We start from the raw sequence: 20,238 nt of genomic DNA, 5'->3' as shown, positions 1-20,238 counted from the left end.
TCTGGGGTGCATGAATTGGCGATATTCTTGCGGGTGTTTCAAACCGCAAATAGATAGCTGATTGCGCAGGGTTTGCGAGCGTTTGAAGCTTGTTTGAAGGATTAGTTCACTATGTCGATCTGCCTGGGTCTTGCCGCCAACAAACTCCACCACCAAACCGAGGACGCTGCGCTGTTTGCCTTGCTGCGCGCCTGCGAGGCCGGAATTCGCGAGCTCAAACTCGGCTTTCATACCGTGGGCCGCACCTATGACGCCATCACGGCGGCCAGCATGCTCCAGGGCTACAAAGGCCTGGTGCGCTATCCCTACGGCCGCGAGGGCGGTCTCATGAGACTGGTGGCCGAGGTGGTGGGCATGGAGGGAGACGAGCGCACCCTTGATGGCGCCATCTACCTGATGGATCCGGTGGACCCATCGTCCATCTTCCCCGAAGCCCTGGCCTTGAAGCGCCAGTGCGTGATTCACGGCAAGCCTTTTCTTTCCACCGTCGCCTCCACGCGCGACTGGATAGAGATGGAGCGCATTCACGCCGGCCTGGCACGTGACCGCAATGCCGACCGCTTTCATGACTACGAAAACCAGACGCTGGCGCTGATTGCCCACGATGCCATGAAGCCCACCATGCTGGACTTTGCCGCGCACAACTTCGAGCTGCTCAGCCGCTACCGCCGCCGCGTGGGGACAGGCACCACGGGTCAGAAACTCAACGAGATGGCCTGGAGCAAAGGCTGGCCTGCCGACAAGCCCTGGGTGGACCGCTACAACAGCGGTCCGCTGGGCGGCGATGCGCAGATTGCCGATCTGGTGCTGGAAAAGCGCTGCCACCGCGCCATCTTCTTTGAAGACCCCCATGTGGCGCGCCAGCACGAAGCCGATATCCAGCTGCTGGAGCGCGCCGTGACCACGGTCACGCACGATGCCGTCTGCAGCACCTCGCCCCAGGTGGCGCAGCGCTGGTGCGATGCGGCCGTCAAGCGCGCGGGCTGAGGCGGGTGGCTGAGCGCTACTGGCGGCTGCGGTAGCGCTTGAGCTCGGCCTGCAGCCAGACGGCGCTGGCTTCGGCCTGCTTGCCGCTGCAGCGCACCTGGTAGGGCTTTTGGCTGATGCTGCTTTGCGTGGCTGCGCGGGCAATGAAGTCCTCGGCCGTCTCCACCCAGCCCTTTTTGAGCAGATAGTCGTATTTGCTGCGCAGATGCTCGGCGGCCTTGGCACTGTCATGCCAGCTGCCATTGCGCTCAAACTCGCAGCCCGAGGCTTTGAGGTGGCCGATCAGGTACTCGATCTCCTGAGTCGCTGCAGGCGTGGGCGATGCGGCAAGGCTCAAGCTGCAGGCTGCACCCAGCAGCAAGGCGGCAACGGTGTGTTTCATGTGCCTGATCCTACAGAAGAAGAGCCGAGCAAATGACAAAGGCCGCAGCGACGGACTGCGGCCTTGTCCTGGTCGGCTGAAGCCGTGTGGTGCTCAGGGGGCCGGTGTGGCCAGAGGCTTGCCCTTTTCCACGACATACACGCCAATCAGTTTGACCGTGCCATTGCTGGCGTTGTGCGCGTCATGAATCACTCCAGCGGGCACGACAAAGGTCTCGCCGGCCTGGAGCGTGCGCGGCGGCTGGCCGTCGATCAGCAGATCGACCTCACCTTCGCTGATATAGCTGATCTCGTCGCCCGGGTGAGTGTGGCGACCCGCGCGCGAGCCTGGGGCGACCTCCACCCTGGCCACCACGGCTTCGCGACCCGGTACCGAAACATCGGCCTTGCCGACCAGGGTCCGGGACAGGCCTGAAGCCTGGGGTGCAGCCGGCTGGGGCGCTGCAGCTTGGGCCAGGGCATTCTGGCTGAACAGTATGAAGGCGCTGCTGCAAAGCAGGGTCGAAAAGCTGGCGCGGCGAATCAAGATCATCAGATATCCCTCCGGATGTGTGAAACCTGTCACTTGTACCGGCAAGGAGCGCCGCCATGCCATGGGGGCAGCCCTAGTCGAAGGGCCGCCGAAAACCAGCCCGGGGCGCCATGGCGCAAGAGCATTCGGGCAGGCAAGCGCCTGGCGTCGCAGGCCGCCGCTTTAGTTGTCTGCGCTGATCCTCGCGAACTTCACCAGCTCGGCGTATTTGTCCATGTCGGTGCGCATCACCTGGGCAAGGCTTTCATTGCCCTTGGCGGGCGGGGTTCCGGCTGCTTCGAGCTTCTGGCGGATGGCCGGATCGGCAAGACCTGTCTGTATCGCTTTTTGCAGCTTGGCCAGCACTTCCGGGGGCAGGCCCTTGGGAGCCGCGAGGGCAAACCAGCCGCTCAGGGCATAGCCCTTGAGCGCGGGATGTTCCGCCAGCGCCGGAACCTCCTTGAGCGTGGCGATGCGGGTGGCCGTGGTGGCCCCCAGAATCCGGATCTTTCCGGACTGCACCAGCGGCGCTGCGGCCATGGGCGAGAGGATGGCGAAGTCCAGATTGCCGCCGCCCAGATCGCTGGTCATGGCCGGAGAGCCCTTATAGGGGATGTGCACGAGGTAGACACCCGCAGTCTTCTTGATCAGCTCTCCCGAAAAATGCGGTGTCGAGCCAATGCCGGGGCTGCCGTAGCTGTATTTGCCGGGGTTGGCCTTGGCCAGTTTGACGAAGTCATCCACGGTTTTGACAGGAACATGCGCTCCGGCCACCCACAGATTGGGGGCCTGCGCGGTCAGGCTCACCGGGGTCAGATCCACAGCCGGATCGTACTTCTGCGCGGCATTCACAAACTTGGTGCCCGCCATTTCGTTGCTTGAGCCTGCCAGCAAGGTGTAGCCGTCGGGCTTGGCCGATACCACGCGCTGTGCTCCCACCACGCCTGCGGCGCCCGGCACGTTCTCAACCACGACGGTGGCGTTCAACTGCCTGGCCAGTATGTCCCCGACCACGCGGCCGACCATGTCGACGGAGCCGCCCGGGGCATAGCCAATCACGATGCGGATGGGCTTGCTGGGATAGGCATCCTGTGCGTGCACCGCGCCTGCGAACAGGCTGGTCATGGCACAGGCGATGCAAAGTCGGCGGGAAAGAGGGGCGCGGTCTGGATTCATAAGTCCCACAACTATTTGTGGCGAAGGTTGATTCAGTGATTGGCGTTGAATTGCTCAACAAAACTTAATTAATTGTCATGAAATTTCGGATGAGGAGGAATCCATGAAAACCAGCAGTTCCACTGATTTCCAGCCAGTGCCTCGCGCCGGCAGAGCTGGCTGAAACAGCGGCTGCGTTGGCTGGCGCAGGCGATCAGCCCGTTGCAGTCAATCAATGATCGATGTTCCTGCTTATAGTCAGTGGCAAGGCGCTGTCGAGCGCATACCATGCAACGGCGCGTTCTTCGCGGCAGACAGCCAACCGGGCACAGATCCGGCTCACAAGCGTTTCAGTGGAATCGTCAGGGAGTCTCAGATGCAGGAACAGAAAAGCGTTGCCGCCTGGCACGCGTTGCCGACCGATGCCGTACTCGCTCAATTGCAATCGACTGCCGCCGGGCTGAGCTCCGGCGAGGCGGGTGAGCGCTTGCAGCAGCAGGGGCCCAACGCCCTGCCCGCCGCCGCGTCACGCGGCATGCTGGCCCGCTTTCTGTGGCAGTTCAACAATCTGCTGATCTATGTGCTGCTTGGCTCGGCCGTGGTCACCGCACTGCTGCAGCATTGGGTCGATACGGGGGTGATCCTCGCGGTGGTGCTGATCAATGCGGTCTTCGGATTCGTGCAGGAAGGCCGTGCCGAGAAGGCGCTGGACGCCGTGAAGGCCATGGTTTCCAGTCGCGCCAATGTGCTGCGCGACGGCTTGCGCATGGCAGTGCCTGCAGAAGAACTTGTGGCTGGCGACTGTGTGCTGCTCGAGGCCGGCGATCGCGTCCCGGCCGATGTGCGGCTGCTGCGCGCCAGCAGCCTGAAGCTGGACGAGGCCATGCTGACCGGGGAGTCGGTGGCCGTCGACAAGTCGGCCGATCCGGTGGCGGTCGATGCCGCTCTCGGCGACCGGCTCTCCATGGCCTACTCCGGAACCCTCGTTGCCGCAGGGCAAGGCCTGGGCGTCGTGGTCGCCACAGGCCCTCGTACCGAGCTGGGCCAGATCAGCACCATGCTGGGCTCGGTGCAGACACTGGCCACCCCGCTGACGCGGCTCATGGACCGTTTCGCGCGCCAGCTCACCATCACCATACTGAGCCTGTCCGCGCTCATGTTCTGCTTTGCCCTATGGGTGCGCGACTACGACACAGCCGATGCCTTCATAGCCGTGGTGGGGATTGCCGTATCGGCCATCCCCGAAGGCCTGCCCGTGGTCATGACGATCGCGCTGGCCATCGGTGTGCAGCGCATGGCCGCACGCTATGCCATCGTGCGCAGCCTGCCGGCGGTGGAGACACTGGGCGCCGTCTCGGTCATCTGCTCCGACAAGACCGGCACATTGACACGCAACGAAATGAGCGTGCGCGCCGTGGTGCTGCCCGGTGCCAGCTTCGACATAGAGGGCGAAGGCTATGCCCCCCAGGGGCGCTTCACCCTGGCGGGCGAGGAGATTGATCCTGCACGGCATCCGCAGTTGCTGCACTTCGCCACCGGCGCAGCACTTTGCAACGACGCCCATGTAAGACATGCCCAGGGCAAGGCCTGGGCAGTGGAAGGCGACCCCATGGAAGGCGCGCTGGTGACGCTGGCCGCGCGCGCCGGTCTGGATGTGGAGCGCCTGCGTCAGGACTGGCGCCGACTCGACGAAGTTCCCTTTGATGCCGTCCACCGCTACATGGCCACTTTGCACCGCCCAGTGGATGCTTCAGCCGTGGTCTTTGTCAAAGGGGCTCCGGAGCAGGTTCTTGTCATGTGCCGCGACCAGCAGGGCGCACAAGGCTTGCAGGCGCTGGATGCAGCCTATTGGCTGGAGCAGATCGATGCCCTGGCCGCCAAAGGCTATCGCGTGCTGGGTCTGGCTAGCCGGGTCCCGGTTGAAGGCCGGGACATGGTTGATATGGCCGACATCAAGGACCTCACTCTTCTTGGCGTGCTGGGCATGATAGATCCGCCGCGAGAATCGGCCAAGGAGGCCGTGCGCGAATGCCGCAGCGCCGGAATTGCCGTGAAGATGATCACCGGCGACCATGCTGCCACTGCAGCTGCCATTGCCCGGGAGCTGGCGCTGGCCGACACCATCCGAGTCACTTCGGGCCATGAGCTGGACGGGCTCAACGATGCCCAACTGATCGACGTGGCCAGAGCCTCCACGGTATTCGCCCGCACCAGCCCGGAGCACAAGCTGCGCCTGGTGCAGGCCCTGCAGGCAGATCGCAGCGTCATCGCCATGACCGGTGACGGCGTCAACGACGCGCCGGCCCTCAAGCGTGCCGACATCGGCGTGGCCATGGGCATCACAGGCACGGCTGCCGCCAAGGAGGCCGCAGGCATGGTGCTGGCCGACGACAACTTCGCCACCATCGTCGCTGCCGTCAAGGAAGGGCGCACCGTCTACGAAAACCTGCGCAAGGTCATTGCCTGGACCTTGCCGACCAACGGCGGCCAGGCCCTTGTCATCGTCGCCGCCATTTTGCTGGGCGTGTCGCTGCCGGTCACTCCGGTGCAGATTCTCTGGGTCAATCTGGTCACGGCTGTGGCCCTGGGCCTGACGCTGGCCTTCGAGCCGCCCGAGGCCACGCTGATGCAGCGCAAGCCGCGCTCGCCGAACGAGCAACTGCTGCAGCCCTATCTGCTGTGGCGCGTCGCCCTGGTCTCGGTGCTGTTTGCCTTGGGCTGCTTCGGCATGTTCGAGTGGTCGCTGCACCGCGGCGACTCGGTCGAGCTGGCCCGCACCATCGTGGTCAATGCACTGGTGATCATGGAGGTCTTCTATCTGTTCAGCGTGCGCTACACGCAGGGAACATCGCTCAGCCTGCGCGGCGTCCTGGGCACCCCGGCAGTGCTGCTGGGCGTGGCCGGCGTCACCCTGGCGCAACTGCTGTTCACCTACGCCCCTCCCATGCAGGCGCTGTTCGACAGCCGTCCTGTCGACCTGGCGGCCGGACTGCTGGCCATCGGGCTGGGAGTTGCCCTGCTGCTGCTGCTGGAGGTCGAGAAGCTCTTGATGCGCTGGATGAGACTGTGCGTGAGGGCTTAGGGCGCTGTGCACGCAAGACAAGCCGTCGCTTCACCGCCTGAGCGAGGGCATGAAAAAAGGCCCCGAAGGGCCTTTCTTGCGAGTGACGAGCGCCTGACGCTCAGATCACGCCTTGTGCCAGCATGGCATCTGCCACCTTCACAAAGCCGGCGATATTGGCACCGTCGATGTAGCTGATGGTGCCGTCTTCGCGCTTGCCGTGCTTCACGCAAGCAGCGTGGATGCTCTGCATGATCTGCAGCAGACGTGCATCCACTTCTTCGGCAGGCCAGGACAGGCGGGCCGAGTTTTGCGACATTTCCAGGCCGGAAGTGGCCACGCCACCGGCGTTGGATGCCTTGCCGGGTGCGTACAGCACGCCGGCAGCTTCGAAGGCGCGGGCGGCTTCATTGGTGGAGGGCATGTTCGCGCCTTCGGCCACGCACAGCACGCCATTGGCGATCAGGGTCTTGGCATCGGCTTCATCCAGCTCGTTCTGAGTGGCGCAGGGCAGGGCCACGTCCACCTTGATGGACCAGGGGCGCTTGCCGGACAGGAATTCCACGCCGGCAACCAGCTTGGCGTAGTCGCTGACGCGGCCGTACTTGTGGTTCTTCACATCCATCAGGATGGCCAGCTTTTCGGTGGTGAAACCGGCGGCGTCATATGCGGTGCCCGAAGAGTCGGACACGCTAACGACCTTGGCACCCAGCTCCATGGCCTTTTCCACGGCGTACTGAGCCACATTGCCCGAGCCGGACACGGACACGGTCTTGCCTTCGAAGGACTGGCCGCGAGTGGCCAGCATTTCCTGAGCGAAGTACACGGTGCCGTAGCCAGTGGCTTCGGGACGGATCAGCGAGCCGCCGAAGGACAGGCCCTTGCCCGTGAACACGGAAGCTGCGGTGTTCGACAGCTTTTTGTACATGCCGGCCATATAGCCCACTTCACGGCCGCCCACGCCGATGTCGCCTGCGGGCACATCGGTGTCAGGGCCCACGTGGCGGAACAATTCGGTCACGAAAGCCTGGCAAAAGCGCATGACTTCGGCAGGGCTCTTGCCCTTGGGGTCGAAGTCCGAGCCGCCCTTGCCGCCGCCCATGGGCAGCGTGGTCAGCGCGTTCTTGAAGGTCTGCTCGAAAGCCAGGAACTTCAGCACGGACTGGTTGACCGAGGGGTGGAAGCGCAGACCGCCCTTGAAGGGGCCGATGGCCATGCTGTGCTGGATGCGGAAGCCGCGGTTCACCTGCACCTGGCCCTTGTCGTCAGTCCAGCTCACGCGGAACTGGATGATGCGCTCGGGCTCGACCAGACGCTCCAGCAGGGCGTGCTCGGCGTACTTGGGATTCTTCTCGATGAAGGGCCACAGGCTTTCCATCACTTCGGTGACGGCTTGCAGGAATTCGGGCTGGCCGGGGTTGCGTTGTGCCACTTCTTCCAGGAATTGGCCTACGGACTCGTACTTCATAGAGAACTTTCTGACAGGGACAGGGGAATGCGCTGAAACTCGCGAAAACAAAATTATGCCAAAAAGTTATGCCGTCATGCATAGATTCGGTGCATGGGGGTGCAATTCTGGTGCGTGCATGCCCGAATTTGGAACATTTTTGCCGTATTTGTTCTTAGTTTTCAGGCACTTGGATGGTGCATTTGAAGTAAAAGATTTTTCATTTTCGTGTCGTAAAAACATTTTTGCGGCTTGTCGCACAAGCGTTTTTGTTTCGTGACACACCGCTTCAGGCGCTCGCCATGTCTTATCTGTGATAGCACCATCGTGGTGCATGTGATTTCAGGCACGGAATCTGCAATCGTGAAAACTGATTTTCATGAAGGCACCCGCAAGCCTGCGCAGGCGGACTTCGCGGTCGGCTTCATGGCCTGGGTAAATATGGATTTGAAAAGTTATTTTCATAATTTCAAATATGAAAAATGAATTTCAAGTTCGTTTTGCCGGCCCAGTGACTGGGCGGTCATCAGCACACAGGAGGTGGATATGGCAGGTGAGATCCCCGTGACGCCCTCGGCGTCAGGCAAGGCCAGTGCGGCGCAGATGCAGCAGCTGGAAAATGCGCTTAACCAGATCGGCGTGACGCGCTCGCACAAAAGCATCATCTTTCTGGTGGTCTGCGGTGTGCTCTTCGATGTGTTCGAGCAGAACGCGGTTGGCCTGGTCGGCCCCCTGCTGCGCCAGCAATGGGGGCTGGACGCGACGGACATCGCCTTTCTGAACACCATCACCTTCTTTGCCGCCGCCATGGGGCGTCTGCTGTCGGGCTACCTGGCCGACCGCATGGGCCGACGCTTCATGCTCAATGTGAACCTGGCACTGTTCACGCTGGGAGCCGTCGGCTGCGCGCTGGCGCCCGACTACGCTTTTCTGGCCGTGGCGCGTGCCATCGTGGGCTTCGGTCTGGGCGGCGAAATCACCACGGCCGTGACCATGCTGGCCGAGTTCTGCTCGGCCCGCTTTCGCGGCACGGCCGTCGGACTCATCAACGTCGGCGGCGGCGGTCTGGGCAATATGCTGGCACCGGCCTTTGCGCTGGGCGTGTTCACGCTGTTTCCGGGCGATGACTCCTGGCGCTGGCTGTTCGGCTGTCTGGTCATGCCGGCCATCTTCATCGTGTTCTACCGCCGCTTTGTGCCGGAGACGCCGCGCTTTCTGCTCTCCAAGGGGCGGGTCGAGGAAGCCAACCAGGTGCTGAGCATGCTGGCGGCCGGCAAGCTGGCCAATGCGCAGTACGAGCTGCGCGAGTTCATCAGCCCGGGCAGCGCCCAGGCGCAGACGGCTGCCGCGCAGACCGTGCAGCGCAGCTCATTCAGCGACATCTTCAGGGGCGGCTATGCGCGGCGCACGATTGCCGTGGGTGTGGCTTCGTGGATGACGTTTGGTGCGCAGCTCTCGGTGCTCACGCTGATGCCGACAATTCTGGTCGCCCAGGGCTACTCCATCACCAAGAGCTTCAGCTTCACCATCGTCATGCAGATGGGCAGTCTGGCCGGCGCGATCGCGGCATCGACCATGGGTTATTACTTCCCGCGCAAGCGGGTGCTCACGGCAGGCGCGATTGCCGCCTGTCTGGCGGGCCTGGCGTTCGGCAACTTCACCGATAGCGTGGCCATGATCCTGGTCTGCGGGGCGCTGTTCCAGTTCTGCGTGCTGACGCTCAACACTTCCATCTGGATCTTTGCGCCCGAGCTCTACCCCACGCGCATTCGTGCGCTGGGAACCTCCTTCCTGCTGGCGCTGGGCACGATTGGCGGAGCCATGTCCCAGGTGCTGGCAGGCAAGATGTTCGACCTGCATGGCGTCTCCGGAATGTTCGGCATGATCGCCGCCATGTATTTCATCTTTGCGATTGCCGTGCAGTTTGCCCCCGAGACCTTTGGCCGCTCCATCGAGGAAGGCGCTGGCGGGCAATCCCATCCCGAGCAGGAGTCTGCCGCTGCCGCAGGCGAGCATGCCGGTGCTCAGGAGCGCACGGCATGAAAGCTGGCATGCAGATATTGCTGATCAACCCCAACACCTCTGAGCAGACCACGGCGCTGATGCTCAGACAGGCGCGGGCCTGTCTGCCACCCGGCGCGCTGCTGCATGGCGCGACGGCCGAGCGGGGCGCGGCCATGATTACCGACGAGGCGGGGCTGAGGCTCGCCGAGCAAGAGGTGCTGCGCCTGGGCCTGGCCTTTGCCCGGGGCGATGACAGTCAGGCTGGCCGGGCCATCATCGTGGCCGCGTTCGGCAATCCGGGGCTGGAGTTGCTGCGTGCGGCCCTGCCGCAGCGGGTTGCCGCCTTTGGCATTGGCGAAGCCGCCATGCGGCAGGCCGCGCGCGACGAGCAGGGCGGCCCGCGCCGCTTTGGCATTGCGACGACCACGCCGGGGCTGGAGGCTTCGATTGCCGCCTCGGTCGCAGTGCTGGGCCTCACGCCCTGGTTCTGCGGCACGCGCATTGCCGTGGGCGAGCCGCTGGCGCTGGCTGCAGACCCGGCCTTGCAGTGCGAGCGCCTGGGCGATGCCGTGGCCCTATGCGTGCAGCGCGATGGCGCGCAGGCCGTGGTGATCGGCGGCGGCCCGCTGTCCGAAGCCGCGCTGTGGCTGGCACCGCGCTTTCAGGTGCCGGTGCTGTCGCCGGTGGTGGCAGCGATGCAGGCGGCGCTTGCGGAGCTGGCGCTCGCCGTCACCCACTGATTGATAGGGGCTGCTATTGCTTGCTATCGACTACTATTGACTGCTATTGATTAAAGAGCTATTACCGCACGTCAATCATGGATTTCAGATAGAAAAGTATCTGAAATCTATGAATAGCAAGCGAGGTAAGCTTCTTATTTCATAGCATCTCGTCCAGCGCATCGTGGCTGGTCTCGATGGCCGCCATATGTCGGCGCCCCGGCTGCCCGCTTTGCTGCAAGGTGGCCGTGGCAATCAGATGGCAGAGCATGAAAAGCGCCGTGTGATTGTCCAGCGGTCCCGGCGCCGAGGTCTGCACGCGCAGCAGCCAGTCCGCCTCGGGGGCCGGGCTGGCATGGTCGGTGATGCAGATCAGGCGGGCGCCCAGCAGTCTGGCCTGGCGCGCGAACTCGCTGACCACGCGCACGCTGCGGCGCAGGGCAAAGATCACCACCACATCGTTTTCGCCGATCTGGGCCGCATACTCACCCAAGGTCTCGCCAGCGCCGGGAATGACCTGGCTGGGCATCTCCAGTGCCTGCAGCAGCTGCCAGCGAAGATAGGCCGCAAAGTTGCGGTTCTGGCGATAGCCCACAAAGAACAGCTGACGCGCGCCGATCAGCGCCATGGCGATGGCATCGAGCTGATCTGCCGAAATCTGTCCGATGGTGATGGCCAGATTCTCCGAGGCCTGGCGCAGATGCGTGGCGATCACATCCGCCGTAGGGCAGCCCTGGGCCGATGCGGCAGCCAGAAACAGTGGCGAGCCATTGTCGCCCTGCGCACGGGCATGGCGGCGTGCATCCTCGTAGCCCTCATAGCCCAGCCGCTGTATGAAGCGCGTGACCGTGGCATTCGATACCCCTGTGAGCTTGGCCATCTCGGCGGCCGCGTAGCTCGACAGATTGCCGGGAAAGTCCAGCAGGAATTCCGCCAGCCGCCGCTCCGACGGCGGCAGCTGCGGCAGGGCCGCACGCACGCGGGCGATGAAGGAATGGGCTTCGGCGGGTTCCGGGGTGGGGGGGCTGGAGTTCATGACGGCGGATGGCAGGCGGGCCCGCTGATCTCCCGGCCCGCCGTTTTGGTCGATAACGGCAATGTAGCGGCTATTGAGTGACTATTGAGCGGCTATTGCCGCCCGGCCATTAGCGCCCGCGCAGAAACAGCGCATCCAGCTCCTTCATGCTCAGCTGGCGCCAGGTGGGGCGGCCGTGATTGCACTGGTCGGAGCGCTCGGTCACCTCCATCTGGCGCAGCAGCGCATTCATCTCGTCCAGCGTGAGCTTGCGGTTGGCGCGCACCGCCCCGTGGCAGGCCATCGTGGCCAGAATCTCGTTGCGCGCGCGCTGCACCACGGTGGTTGCGTCATGCTGGGCCAGTTCGGCCAGCACGCTGCGCGCCAGCTCCACGGCATCGCCCTGGGCCAGCGTGGCCGGCACGGCGCGCACGGCCAGGGTCTTGGGCGAGAAGGGCGAGACCTCCATGCCCAGCGTCAGCAAGGTCTCGGCGTGGGCTTCGGCCGTGGCGACTTCCTCGGGCGTGGCGGCAAAGGTGGCGGGAATCAGCAGCGGCTGGCTGGGAATCTGCTGGTCGCCACCTTCCGTATTCACGGCATTCTTGAGCTGCTCATAGACGATGCGCTCGTGGGCTGCATGCATGTCCACGATGACCATGCCCTGGCTGTTCTCGGCCAGGATATAGACGCCGTGCAGCTGGGCCACGGCCCGGCCCAGCGGCCAGACCGGGGCCGAGTCGGCCGCAGCGGCGGCGGGCTGCTGCGCAGCGGCAGCGGGCGCGGCGGCGACTGCCGTCGGCCTGGCTGTCGTCAGTGGTTGTGCTGGTGGTTGCGCCGCTGCAACGATCTGCGTAGCGGCTGGCGCTTCCTGCATCTGGGGAGCAGGCGCTTTGCGCTGAAAGTAGCTGGACTGGCCCGAAGGGCGCAGCCTGATGCCCTCGGCCTCGGGCTGAGGCACGGGGCTGGGCATGGCCGTGGTGTTGGTGATCGTGGTCGTGATCGCGCCGCTGGCAGATTCCGGCGTGGCGGGCGTGGCAGGCGTTGCAGCGGCGACACTCGCTGGGGCTGGTGCCGCAGTCTCCATCTGGGGCGCGGGCGCGGTCTCGGGCGTGGGTGCAGTCTCGAGTGCGGTCTCGAGTGCGGTCTCGGGGGTGGGTGCGGCTTCCGCAGTGGCTTCGCGCATGGGCTCCCAGAGCTTGGCCAGATCGCTGACGGGGTTGCCAACGGCGGGTTCGCCAAAGCTCATGCGGGTCTGCGGCCAGGCCGGGGTTGCAGCGGGCTTGGTCGCAGCCTTGGTAGCGGCCTTGGCTGCGACAGGCGTGGCAGTGCTCTCGTCGATCAGGCCGGACTGACGTGCGGCTTCCTGTGCCGCCGCCTCGACCACGGCTGCGGCGCGCGGTGTGGCCAGCGCGTTCTCGATCGCGTGGCGCACCGCCTGGTGGACTTCACGGCTATCGCGAAAGCGCACCTCGATCTTGGTGGGGTGCACATTCACATCCACACGCGCGGGGTCGATCTCGATGTAGAGCGCATAGACCGGCTGCTTGTTGCCGTGCAGCACGTCCTCGTAAGCAGAGCGGGCCGCATGCGTCAATACCTTGTCGCGTACAAAGCGGCCGTTGACATAGCAGAACTGGTGGTCGGGGCGCGAGCGCGCCGCGTCCGGGATACCGGCGCGACCCGTGACGTGGACGGGGCCGGCCCAGTGATCGACGGCCACCGAGTTGTCGACGAACTTGTCGTTCAGCACATCGGCCAGGCGGCGCGACAAGGCTTCGTCGGGCGTGCTGCCGGCCGCGCGCCATTGCTCGACCAGCTTGCCTTCATGCCAGATGGCAAAGCCCACATCGGGGCGTGCCAGTGCATGGCGACGCACGGACTCTATGCAATGCGCCAGCTCGGTGGCATCGGTCTTGAGGAATTTGCGGCGCGCGGGCGTGGAGAAGAACAGCTCCTTGACCTCCACGGTCGTGCCTTGGTTGCGTGCGGCGGGGCGCAGCTCGCCGCTGCGTGCGTCCAGCAGATAGGCCGAGTCCTGACCTGCGGGGCGCGAGAAGATGGAGGTTTCCGATACCGAGGCAATGGCGGCCAGAGCCTCGCCGCGAAAGCCCATGGTGGCCACGGTTTCCAGATCGTGCAGATCGCTGATCTTGCTGGTGGCATGGCGGCGCAGGGCCACGGGAAGCTCGTCGCGCGGGATGCCGCAGCCGTCGTCTTCCACCGCGATCAGGCGCACGCCCCCGGCCAGCAGGCGCACGGTGATCTGGCCGGCGCCCGAGTCCAGGGCGTTGTCCACCAGTTCGCGCACCACGGAGGCGGGGCGTTCGACCACCTCGCCGGCAGCGATCTGGCTGATCAGCTCGTCGGGCAGATCGCGAATCGGCCGGCGCACGGGGGCAGCCTGTTCGGCGGTTTCGGTAGGGGAGGGGGGGAGTTCGGTGCTGGTTGCGTTCACGGCAACCATTCTAGGCGGCTGTACAAACCGGCCGGCAAGTGAGTTTTTTGAGGGGCGAAAACACAAAGAGCTGCCGGAATATTTCTGGCAGCTCTTTATTCGGCCCGCGGCGCTCGCAGGGCTTAGCGGTGGCGGTGGCCGCCCTTGGTCAGCTCGTTACCGATCAGCGCGCCGGCGGCAGCACCGCCGATGGTGCCCACGGGGCCGCCAAACAGCACATTGCCCACTGCACCGCCGGCCACGGCACCTGCGCCGATACCGACTTGCTGACGGCTGGGGCCATGGGCGCAGCCGCCCAGTGCCAGGGCGCCGGTCAGTGCGGCTGCCAGAGTCAGGGCCTTGCCATAGCGCATGGTGAATGTCTTCATGTTCGTATTCCTCTCGTCGTGCTAGTTATGGAAAGCGGTCTGGTCTCTGTGCCCACTCCTGCACATGCGGGAGGCTGGAGACACCGGACTTTGTTGGCCAGGGGGCCGATGTCGTGATTTGCAATGCACGGCTTGCGGCGACACAGCTCTACTGTGCCAGCAGAAATGCCAAGCTGACGTATTGTTGACGTTTAGTTTTATCAAAACTTGTAACAAACCAGCATGAAAAGGCCGGCCTTGTTGCAGTCTGCAAGCAGCTGTGAGTTTGCTCTCAAAAACATGGCGCTCCAGCAAGGGGTGGAGCGTCTGCGGGCTTTGGGGGCGCAGTACATTACTGGCCGGCATACGCTGGTATGCCAATCCATTTTTGAGGACCGTGTTTTGGAAATCATTCAGTTTCTGATCGACTTCATCCTGCATATCGACAAGCATCTGGAAGCCTTTGTCGTGGCCTATGGGCCCTGGGTGTATGCCCTGCTGTTCATCATCGTGTTTGTCGAAACCGGTGTGGTGGTCATGCCTTTCCTGCCCGGTGACTCACTGATGTTCATCGTCGGCGCGCTGTGCGGTGCCGGCTACATGAGTTACCCGCTGGCGGTGGTGGTGCTGCTGGCCGCAGCCATCCTGGGCGACCAGAGCAATTACACGATAGGCCGCTACCTGGGGCCCAAGGTGTTCCAGTGGGAGGATTCGCGCTGGTTCAACCGCAAGGCTTTTGACCAGGCCCACAACTTCTATGAGCGCTATGGCGGCGTGACCATCATCTTGGCGCGCTTCATGCCTTTCATCCGCACCTTTGCGCCTTTCGTTGCCGGTGTGGCTCATATGAGCCGCGCCAAGTTCAGCATGTTCAATGTCGTGGGGGCCGTGCTGTGGGTGGTGGGCATCAGCGCTGCAGGCTACTTCTTCGGCAATATGGAGTGGGTGAAGAACAATCTCGAGAAAATCATCTGGGGCCTGATCCTGGTGCCGGGCCTGATCGCCATCTTCGGTGCCTGGCGCGCCGGCAGCAAGGAAAAGACTGGCAAGCCTGCCTGAGTCCATGACCGGGCATGCAGCAAAAAAAGGGGCGCGGCAAGCGCCCCTTTTTTGTCGCTCGAATTTGTCGCTCGAATTGGCAGCTCAGTCGCTCACTTCCACAGGCCGGTGACGCGCTTGCGCAGGCTTTTGAGGCTTTGCACGATGCTGCCAAGGAGCACGCTGTCGCTGCTGGCCTCCTTGTCCTCGGCCACCAGGTGACGGTGGGCCAGTTCGGGCGATATGCGAAAGCGTCCGTGCTCCTTCATCGCCGCAGACACGGCCAGTTGCAGCACGCTCTTGCGCAGCGGCTTGGTGGCAAAGCGAAAGATCTGGCTCGTGTTGATGAGACGGATCACCAGATCGGCATCGCTGGCGCGGGTGAGCATGACGGTATTGATCAGCGGGTAGTGGCGCTTGAGCAGATGCAGAAAGTGGCCCACGTCGCTATTGCCGACACGTGCCTCGGTGACGAGCACTCCCACATCGTGTCTGGACAGCAGGTCGATGGCCTCTTTCACCGATTCGGCCGTCAGACAGGCGTGGTCCTCGCCCAGTAACTGGGCGATGGCGTCGAGATCCGAGCGCTGGTCGTCGATGATCAGTACCTGCGGGCGTTGCGCAGCCTGTACCATGAAATCCTGCACAGCCTGATCGGTCGGGACGGCAGCCACTCGCGCCGCGCTGCCGGCCTGGACTGCCGAGGCGATGGTCGCCTGGATTTCCGCATGGTCCCAGGGCTTGTTGATGAAGCGAAAGACCTCGCCCTCGTTGACCGAGCCGACAATTGCCGCCAGGTCCGAGTAGCCGGTAAGCAGCAAGCGCATGGCTGACGGCTGCAGCCTTCGCACCTGATCCAGAAACTCGATGCCAGTCATGCCCGGCATGCGCTGATCGCTGACGACCACATCGACCGGCGTGCTCTGCAGTATCTGCAGAGCTGCGGCACCGGAGGTGGCTGTGTGGACTTCGTAGTCCTGACGAAAAATGATGCGTAGCTGGTTGACTACGCGCTCCTCGTCGTCCACAAAAAGAATGCAGGGACGCATGCCCATAGTGGATTTCCTCTTTGATTGGGTTTCTTGGGGCCGCGCTCAGTCAGAGAACAATGTGTCTGCACTGCTGGCGGCCTTTTCGGGTGTTGTGGCGGCGTTGCTCAGGGGGAGCAAGATGGTGAAGACGGTGCCGGCATCCTTGACGGTGTCTATCAGGATGCGACCACCGTGCTCTTGAATGATCTTGAAGGAAATCGACAGCCCCATGCCCGAGCCTTGGCCAATGGGCTTGGTGGTGTAGAACGGGTCGAAGATGCGGGGCAGCACCTCCTCGGGAATGCCGCTGCCGTTGTCCTGAATCTCGATCAGCACCATATGCTCTTCGGGCGCGATGCTGGTGCGCAACGTGATGATGTTGGGCGTATCGCGCTCGGGCATGGCCTGGGCTGCATTGGTGATCAGGTTCAGGAAGACCTGGTTGATCTGGGACGGCGAGCCCGAGATCTCGGGGATCTGGCCGTAGTCCTTGCGGATCTCGATATGGTTCTTGAGCAGGTTGCGCGCCAGCAGCAAAGTGCTTTCCAGACCGGCCTCGACCGAGAAGTCGGTGATGCGTTCTCGGTCCAGACGGCTGAAGTTCTTGAGGTTCAGCACGATCTCGGAAATCTGCTCAATGCCGTGCACGCCATCATCGAGCAGCTTGTTCATCTCAGGCATCACCTGCTGGTCGTTGAGGTCGGCAGCCAACTGCTCGACGCGCTGAAAATGCTGGTTCAGCAGCTGTTGGTCGCGCTGCGGCGCTCGCATGGCCTGGGTAAGGGCCTTGCTGTGCTGGCTCAACTCGTCCAAGGGACCCAACTGGTCGCGCACGATGCTGAAAGTGCTTTTGACATAAGCCAGCGGTGTGTTGATCTCGTGGGCGATGCCGGCCACCATCTGGCCCAGGGCAGACATCTTTTCGGATTGCACCAGCTGGACCTGTGATTCCTGGAGCTCCTGGTGGCTGCGTTCCAGTGCGGTATTGGCCTGGGCCAGCGTGTTGTTGGTCTGGTTGAGCAACTGATAGTTGCGAAACAGTTTCCAGCCTACAAAAGCCAGCAGCAGCAACAGCAAGGTCGAGTAAATGGCCAGCGCGCGCTGGTAGCCTTGCAGGCCTGCGAGCAATTGGTCGTTTTCTTGCGTGTGGGCGTCGGACAGATCGTCGATAGCCTTCGCGGTCGGCAGGCTTGCCAGCGTCTGAAGCAATTGGTCGCCACGTTCTTGCTGGCGCAGCATGGAGTGGACATGGGCGACAAAGGTGTCGGCCAGCGTCTGCAGATCCTGGCTTTGGGCCAGGGCTTGCAGGGCGGTGGCGTTGTCGCTGATCAACTTGCGCAGCTCCGGATCGGGCGTTTGGGCGTAGCTCATGGAGCTGGCCAGTATCTGGTTGAGCAGCTCTTCGGCGCGCTGTCGCTGATCCGGGGCCTGCGAGCTGTTGCGCAGTGCCTGCGCCAGCTCGGTGGCAGCCAGGGGGAGAAAGCGTGAGGAGTTCTGCAAGATCGCGTTTTGCGATTTGAAGTGCTCGATCGACGCAATTTTTTGCTCCATCAGCTTGCTAAAGTGATCGAGCAGCGGACGCATGCGCGAGACGCTCTCATGCCTGCCCAGCCAGTATTCGGCGGTGGTTTCGCTCAACTGCTTTTCCAGCTGTGCGATCAGCGGCAAAGGACTTGCCACCTGATCGTAGTTGGTGCTCAGGCCGGTCTTGGCGCGCAGCACGTCCACGTTCCAATCCGCGTCTACCTGTTTGAGGTTACGCAGCGTGCCGATGATTTCATTGCTGGCGTTGAGGTTGATGGCGCGGGTCTGCAGCACCAGGAACACCAGCACGGTAATGAGCAGGAGTGCGACCAGTGCATAGACCCAGCGCAGCGAACCACGCCTGGGTATCGATTTTGTAGTCATAGCGTGTTCAGGGTTCTTGAGCCCAATGCTTCAGTGGCTGGCCGTCGAGCTCGCCAGTCAGGGTGTGAAGAAACTTGATGATGTATTTCTTGTCCAGCTCAGGGGCACTGCGCCCGAGCTGATAGCGGAACATCACATCGACTGCGTCTTCAAGCGTCTTGGCCGAGCCGTCATGGAAGTAGGGGGCCGTCAAGGCCACATTGCGCAGGCTGGGGACCTTGAACACATGCTTGTCATCCGGATTCTTGGTGACGTTGTAGCGCCCGAGATCGGCGTCGCTCGGCTGGCCTCGCTGGCTGAAATAGTCACCCATGACGCCAAAGGTCTGGAACATGTTGCCGCCGACATTGACGCCCTGGTGGCAGGCCACGCAGCCATAGGACTTGAACAGCTGGTAGCCACGCAGCTCGTCCTGGCTGAGTACGTTCTTGTCGCCGCGCAGGTAGCGGTCAAAGCGCGCGTTGGGAGTGATGAGTGACCTTTGGTAGCTGGCCAGCGCATCGGAGATGTTGCTGGCACTGATGCCGCTGCTCGGGTAGAGCGCCTTGAACTCGGAGCCCAGTGCTGCGTCACTGGACAATTTGCCCAGCACCTGCGCCCAGGTGGTGTTCATTTCGTTGGGGTCATGCAGGGGGCCTTTCACCTGTTCTTCGAGTGACGCGGCGCGGCCGTCCCAGAACTGGCGAAAGTTGTAGCGGCTGTTGAGCACGGTGGGCGTGTTGACCTTGCCCAGCCGTCCCTGTACGCCGCTGGACAGCGCCTTACGATCGGCCCCGCCCTTTTTCACCTCGTGGCAACTGGCGCAGGAGATGGAGTTGTCGGATGACAGCCTTGTATCGTTGAACAGCTTGCGTCCCAGATCCACCTTGCGCGGGTTTTCCTGCGTCGTGGGCGGAATCGGGGTAATCGGCTCCTGGGGCGGTGCCTGGGCAGTAGCCCAGCCACATGTGGCCAAGGCTGCAAGCAGGCAGAGCATTTGGATTTGGCGATGACGGCTGGTGGATTGGTGGTCCATCTTTGCTGATTCTCCGGTGCGCCAACCGGCTCTCCCATGCATGACCTATGCGAGTGCCAAATGCAGCAGCGGCAACGCTGGCGCACGAGGACAAGCAGAGCAGGAGGTACCGGATTGGTAATGGACAAAGAGTGGGGGTGCATTGGCCTGTGACCAGACGGCACAGTGGCTGCGCCATCAGGTTGGAGACCCCCCTTTTGATTTTTTTTCTTGCGCTGTTGGGTAGTGGTCAGCGCTCTTTGGAGCGATGCCGATGCGTGTGGCAAAGGTCGCTCAGTTGAAGGTAGGCACGCGTTTGGAAATTTGTTTTCGCCAAATCAAATGAGTGGTCATTTGCGGCAAAAATGAAACTGTTTGCTATTTTTTCGTCTTGACTTAACTGTTTTGCATGTTGTTTGTATCTGTGTGCCCGCAGAGCGATCTGCATTGACCCATTTCTGAGTAGATGTGGTTATGCCTTCTGCTCACACCCCGTGCCCACGAAGGGCTCCTGTCGCAGCTCGGTCAAGTCCGCGCCTGTATTCCTAAGCGCGAGTTTTCAAGGACTCGGTAAAGTCCGATGGATCACCGCAGAAACACGTAGCTAGCGCTTTTGGCAAAGGTCAGAAACCAATGTTGCTGCGGTTCACTTGGCTGCTGAATTTGAGTATCCATAAGAAATTGCCCGGGATAAATCAGAACTGTCTGAAAAATCTCGTGAACTGCCAAAGGCATTGCCTGAGCTCAGCAGCATGAGCAAGTCAGATCCGTTCGATCTATGCCGGGGCTTTCTCGTTGAACATTCAGATCGGATCGAGGTGCTTATTTGCGCTTGCCTACCTCGTTACCAATCAGCGCGCCTGCTGCAGCGCCGCCTACGGTGCCCAAAGTGGAACCAAACAGTGCATCACCGACCACGCCGCCGGCAACGGCGCCGACACCGGTGCCGATCTGGGCATTGGTGGGCGAGGTGGAGCAGCCTGCCATGGCAAGTGTGAAGGCTGCAGACACGGTGATGGCAAGAGTTCGCAGTTTCATGAGGTCTCTCCTGTATAGCTGCCAAAGAGGCCAGCTTTCATAAGAACACGCCTTGATCTTGAATCTTTTGCCCTGGCTTTGAGGTAGGAGAGAGGGCCAAGCCTGTGTCATTCAGGCTTGGCGACTGTCATCAAGCCGGCTTGCCGG

18 protein-coding genes are annotated in these 20,238 nt (G+C 62.6%); 6 read left to right on the top strand and 12 right to left on the bottom strand.

Features of this window, described 5'->3' with window-relative positions; genetic code table 11:
* Positions 1–111 precede the first annotated feature (111 nt).
* Entirely contained in the window at positions 112–987 is an 876-nt protein-coding gene (locus QYQ99_RS06345) for a methylglyoxal synthase (protein WP_012837335.1), read from the top strand.
* A 16-nt stretch (positions 988–1,003) separates the two neighbouring features.
* On the opposite strand, the gene QYQ99_RS06340 is transcribed toward QYQ99_RS06345, so the two are convergent.
* The 3 genes from QYQ99_RS06340 to QYQ99_RS06330 all read right to left on the bottom strand — a co-directional run bounded on the left by QYQ99_RS06340 (position 1,004) and on the right by QYQ99_RS06330 (position 3,004).
* Positions 1,004–1,369: a DUF5329 domain-containing protein gene (locus tag QYQ99_RS06340; protein ID WP_302091906.1), complete on the bottom strand. Its 366-nt coding sequence runs from the start codon at positions 1,367–1,369 to the stop codon at positions 1,004–1,006.
* A 93-nt stretch (positions 1,370–1,462) separates the two neighbouring features.
* Complete coding sequence (locus QYQ99_RS06335; RefSeq protein ID WP_302091905.1) at positions 1,463–1,900, bottom strand: cupin domain-containing protein; 438 nt, start codon at positions 1,898–1,900, stop codon at positions 1,463–1,465.
* A 162-nt stretch (positions 1,901–2,062) separates the two neighbouring features.
* Positions 2,063–3,004, bottom strand: a complete 942-nt coding sequence (locus QYQ99_RS06330; protein ID WP_302091904.1) for a Bug family tripartite tricarboxylate transporter substrate binding protein — start codon at positions 3,002–3,004, stop codon at positions 2,063–2,065.
* A gap of 406 nt (positions 3,005–3,410) precedes the next feature.
* On the opposite strand from QYQ99_RS06330, the gene QYQ99_RS06325 reads away from it, so the two are divergent.
* Positions 3,411–6,116, top strand: a complete 2,706-nt coding sequence (locus QYQ99_RS06325; RefSeq protein WP_302091903.1) for an HAD-IC family P-type ATPase — start codon at positions 3,411–3,413, stop codon at positions 6,114–6,116.
* A gap of 100 nt (positions 6,117–6,216) precedes the next feature.
* On the opposite strand, the gene gdhA is transcribed toward QYQ99_RS06325, so the two are convergent.
* Complete coding sequence (gene gdhA / locus QYQ99_RS06320; protein ID WP_302091902.1) at positions 6,217–7,563, bottom strand: NADP-specific glutamate dehydrogenase; 1,347 nt, start codon at positions 7,561–7,563, stop codon at positions 6,217–6,219.
* A 255-nt stretch (positions 7,564–7,818) separates the two neighbouring features.
* Between gdhA and QYQ99_RS06315 the strand changes: the two genes are divergently transcribed.
* Genes QYQ99_RS06315 through QYQ99_RS06305 form a run of 3 tightly spaced genes read left to right on the top strand, consistent with a single transcriptional unit; the run spans position 7,819 to position 10,286 of the window.
* Entirely contained in the window at positions 7,819–8,028 is a 210-nt protein-coding gene (locus tag QYQ99_RS06315) for a hypothetical protein (protein ID WP_302091901.1), read from the top strand.
* Positions 8,029–8,088: 60 nt separating this feature from the next.
* Positions 8,089–9,585 carry an MFS transporter gene (locus tag QYQ99_RS06310; RefSeq protein ID WP_302091900.1) on the top strand — a complete coding sequence of 499 codons (1,497 nt, stop codon included), beginning with the start codon at positions 8,089–8,091 and terminating at the stop codon, positions 9,583–9,585.
* On the top strand, positions 9,582–10,286 hold the full coding sequence (locus tag QYQ99_RS06305; RefSeq protein ID WP_302091899.1) for an aspartate/glutamate racemase family protein: 705 nt from the start codon (positions 9,582–9,584) through the stop codon (positions 10,284–10,286). The genes QYQ99_RS06310 and QYQ99_RS06305 overlap by 4 nt, the downstream gene beginning before the upstream one ends.
* A 139-nt stretch (positions 10,287–10,425) precedes the next feature.
* Here the strand turns inward: QYQ99_RS06305 and QYQ99_RS06300 are convergent, their stop codons facing one another.
* The 3 genes from QYQ99_RS06300 to QYQ99_RS06290 all read right to left on the bottom strand — a co-directional run bounded on the left by QYQ99_RS06300 (position 10,426) and on the right by QYQ99_RS06290 (position 14,103).
* Entirely contained in the window at positions 10,426–11,301 is an 876-nt protein-coding gene (locus QYQ99_RS06300; protein WP_302091898.1) for a MurR/RpiR family transcriptional regulator, read from the bottom strand.
* Positions 11,302–11,410: 109 nt separating this feature from the next.
* The gene (mutL, locus tag QYQ99_RS06295) at positions 11,411–13,744 is read right to left on the bottom strand and encodes a DNA mismatch repair endonuclease MutL (RefSeq protein WP_302091897.1); all 2,334 of its coding nucleotides are present in this window, start codon (positions 13,742–13,744) and stop codon (positions 11,411–11,413) included.
* A gap of 113 nt (positions 13,745–13,857) precedes the next feature.
* A complete protein-coding gene (locus QYQ99_RS06290; RefSeq protein WP_302091896.1) occupies positions 13,858–14,103 on the bottom strand; it encodes a hypothetical protein in 246 nt (81 codons plus the stop codon).
* Between the two features lie 381 nt (positions 14,104–14,484).
* Between QYQ99_RS06290 and QYQ99_RS06285 the strand changes: the two genes are divergently transcribed.
* Positions 14,485–15,141 carry a DedA family protein gene (locus QYQ99_RS06285; protein ID WP_302091895.1) on the top strand — a complete coding sequence of 219 codons (657 nt, stop codon included), beginning with the start codon at positions 14,485–14,487 and terminating at the stop codon, positions 15,139–15,141.
* A gap of 92 nt (positions 15,142–15,233) precedes the next feature.
* Here QYQ99_RS06285 and QYQ99_RS06280 read toward each other — a convergent pair whose 3' ends face one another.
* The 5 genes from QYQ99_RS06280 to QYQ99_RS06260 all read right to left on the bottom strand — a co-directional run bounded on the left by QYQ99_RS06280 (position 15,234) and on the right by QYQ99_RS06260 (position 20,091).
* Positions 15,234–16,175 (bottom strand): response regulator, encoded by a 942-nt coding sequence (locus tag QYQ99_RS06280; RefSeq protein ID WP_302091894.1) that lies wholly within the window; start codon positions 16,173–16,175, stop codon positions 15,234–15,236.
* 39 nt (positions 16,176–16,214) lie between these two features.
* Complete coding sequence (locus tag QYQ99_RS06275; RefSeq protein ID WP_302091893.1) at positions 16,215–18,059, bottom strand: DAHL domain-containing protein; 1,845 nt, start codon at positions 18,057–18,059, stop codon at positions 16,215–16,217.
* Positions 18,060–18,066: 7 nt separating this feature from the next.
* Complete coding sequence (locus tag QYQ99_RS06270; protein WP_302091892.1) at positions 18,067–19,074, bottom strand: cytochrome-c peroxidase; 1,008 nt, start codon at positions 19,072–19,074, stop codon at positions 18,067–18,069.
* Positions 19,075–19,303: 229 nt separating this feature from the next.
* Positions 19,304–19,501 carry a hypothetical protein gene (locus tag QYQ99_RS06265; protein ID WP_302091891.1) on the bottom strand — a complete coding sequence of 66 codons (198 nt, stop codon included), beginning with the start codon at positions 19,499–19,501 and terminating at the stop codon, positions 19,304–19,306.
* A 374-nt stretch (positions 19,502–19,875) separates the two neighbouring features.
* Entirely contained in the window at positions 19,876–20,091 is a 216-nt protein-coding gene (locus QYQ99_RS06260; protein WP_003064466.1) for a glycine zipper 2TM domain-containing protein, read from the bottom strand.
* Positions 20,092–20,238 lie beyond the last annotated feature (147 nt).

The sequence above is a fragment of the Comamonas testosteroni genome (assembly GCF_030505195.1).
In the GTDB taxonomy this organism is placed as follows: domain Bacteria; phylum Pseudomonadota; class Gammaproteobacteria; order Burkholderiales; family Burkholderiaceae_C; genus Comamonas; species Comamonas testosteroni_G.
Note: the sequence above shows the minus strand (reverse complement) of the source record. Positions and strands in the feature narration are given on the sequence as shown.